The sequence below is a fragment of the Frankia sp. AgKG'84/4 genome (assembly GCF_023242965.2).
GTDB lineage: Bacteria > Actinomycetota > Actinomycetes > Frankiales > Frankiaceae > Frankia.
In genome coordinates this window covers 1-2,635 of sequence record NZ_JALKFU020001188.1, presented here as the reverse complement: position 1 = coordinate 2,635, position 2,635 = coordinate 1, and the positions used below count along the sequence as shown (strand labels likewise).

At 75.9% G+C, this 2,635-nt stretch carries 2 protein-coding genes; both read left to right on the top strand.

Annotation, left to right across the window (positions count from 1 at the left end):
• The coding region (locus MXD58_RS28540) for an exonuclease SbcCD subunit D (protein WP_250611269.1) at positions 1–683 on the top strand (683 nt) is incomplete at its 5' end.
• Positions 683–2,635 (top strand): AAA family ATPase (locus tag MXD58_RS28535; protein WP_250611267.1); only part of this gene is annotated, 1,953 nt, incomplete at its 3' end. The genes MXD58_RS28540 and MXD58_RS28535, both read left to right, overlap by 1 nt.

Below are 2,635 nucleotides of genomic sequence, written 5' to 3'. Positions count from 1 at the left end.
GGGCGATGCGGGCGGTGCGCGCCGACCTCGCCCGCCGGCCGGGAGGACGGGCCGTCGTGCTCGCCCACGCCTGGGTCACCGGCGGTGCGGCCAGCGACAGCGAGCGCGACATCTCCGTTGGCGGCGTGGGCAACGTGCCGGCCAGCCTGTTCGACGGTATCGCCTACACGGCGCTGGGCCACCTGCACCGCCCGCAGTCGATCACTCCCACGGTGCGCTACAGCGGCTCGCCGCTGGCCTTCTCCTTCTCCGAGGCGGCCGACTCCAAGCAGACCCTGCTCGCCGAGCTCGACCGCGACGGCCTGGTGGGCGTGCGCGGCATCCCGGTGCCCGCCGAGCGACGCCTGGCGGTGCTCCGCGGCACCCTCGCCGACCTGCTCACCTCGTCGGCGTACAGCCAGCACGAGGGCGATTTCGTCGCCGCCGTACTCACCGATCCGGTTCGCCCACTCGACGCGATGACGACGCTGCGCCGCCGGTTCCCGCACGCACTGCGCCTGTCCCACGAGCCGCCGCCGGGCACCGCGCAGACCCGCTCGTTCGGCGAGCGGACCCGGGGCCGCACCGACCTGGAGATCGCCACCGCGTTCGTCGGCCACGTCCGCGACGCGCCGTCGGGCCGCGAGCGCACACTGCTCGCCGACGCGCTCGAAGCGGCCCGGCTGGCCGAGGACGCGGCCTGATGCGCCCGCACCGGCTGACCCTGCAGGCGTTCGGCGCCTTCCCCGGACGGATCGACGTCGACTTCGACCAGCTCGGCGGCGGCGGGCTGCTCCTGCTGTGCGGGGAGACCGGCGGCGGCAAGACGACGCTGCTCGACGCGCTCGGATTCGCCCTGTTCGGGAAGGTCCCCGGCCTGCGGGGCAAGATCGACGGTGGCCCCGACCTGCGCTCGCATCACGCAGCGGCGGACGCGCCGCCGTCGGTGACCCTGGAGTTCACGGCCGGTTCGGACCGCTACCGGATCACCCGCTCCCCCGCCTGGGACCGGCTCGGGCGCGGCGGTGGATCAACCCGCGCGAACCCCACCGCGACCCTGCGCCGGCGCACCGGCGAGGCCGGTGCGCGCGAGGGAGCCGGCGGCTGGGAGACCCTCGCCAGCAGGCCGCAGGACGTCGGCCACGAGATCGGCGAGCTCCTCGGCATGTCCGACGAGCAGTTCTTCCAGGTCGTGATGCTGCCGCAGGGACGCTTCGCGGACTTCCTGCACGCCGGCCACGACGAGCGGGAGAAGCTGCTCAAGCGGCTGTTCCGGGTCAGCCGCTTCGAGTTCGCCGAGCAGTGGCTGCGCGACCGGGCAAAGATCAGCCGCGATGAACTCGCCGAGGCGACCGCCGTGCTCGACAGGGTGGCCGCGCGCATCGCCCAGGTCGCCGCCGTCCCGGCGCCAGAGGGCGGTGCGACCCGGCCCGCGTCACCCGAGTGGGCCGCCGACCTCGCCAGCGCCGCCGCGGCCGCTGCGCGGACGGCGGCCACAGCGCTCGACACGGCGCGGACGGACCTCGACGCGGCGGAGGAGACGCTGAGACGCACCGTCGATCGCGGACGCCGCATCCAACGGCGCCGGGACCTCGCGGCACGGCGCGACGAGCTGGACGCCGCCCGCTCGGTCACGGATCTCCTCGCGGGCCAGGCCGAGGCGGCCCGCCGTGCGGCGCTGGTGCTGCCCGCGCTCGCCGACCTGCGTGAACTCACCGACACCGCCCTGCGCGAGCGAGAGCTGGCCAGAGCCGCCCAGGTCCGCCTGGACAGCCATCCGGCCGGGCTGGTGCCGGCCGCCGCGCCAAGGTCCACGGATGGTCCGGACGGTGACGAAACATCGGTGGATGATCATGAGGCCGCCGAGGGCGCCGGGCCGACCGGCGAGGACGGCGACCGCGACGGCCCGGCCGAGATCCGGTGGCTCACCGCGGCGCTGGGTCGATCGCACCGCGAGAGCGGACGGTTGGAACGGCTCGCGGAACTTCTCGCCGACGCCGAACGGGAGGACGCCGACGCCCAGGCCCAGGACGACAGCGGGGCCGACCATCAGCGTGACGTCGTCGCACTCACGCACCGGCTGACCGTCGAGCTACCGGCCGCGCGCGCCGACGCCGACGCCCGAGTGGCCGCGGGACGCACGGCCGGCGCGGACCTGTCCCAACTCACCGAGCAGGCCCGCCGGGCGCGCGAACTGACCGGCGCCGCCGCCGAGCACGCCACCGCGCGGGCCGCGGCGGACACGGCGGACGAGCTCGCCCGCGGCGCCCGTGAGCACGCGGAGCGGCTTCGCCGCGACCGGTTCGACGCGATCACCGCGGAACTCGCGGCGTTGCTCGAGCAGGGCACGCCGTGCCCGGTGTGCGGGTCCCTCGACCATCCTGATCCCGCCGAAGTGCGGGCCCATCAGGTGAGCAAGGACGAGGAGCTCGCCGCGGGCCGGGAGGCCGAGCGGCTGCTGACCGAGGCCACCGCCCACCGCAGCCGCGCGGACCGCGCCCACGAACGGGTGCGCTCCGGGCACGCCGAGGTGGCCCGGCCGACCCAGGACGCCGACCGGTCCAGGTCCGACCTGCCCGTCACCGCGCCGGCGCTCGACGACCTGCTCGTAGCGACGCCCGGCGCGTTGACCCGGCTCGGCGAGTTCGCCGACGCC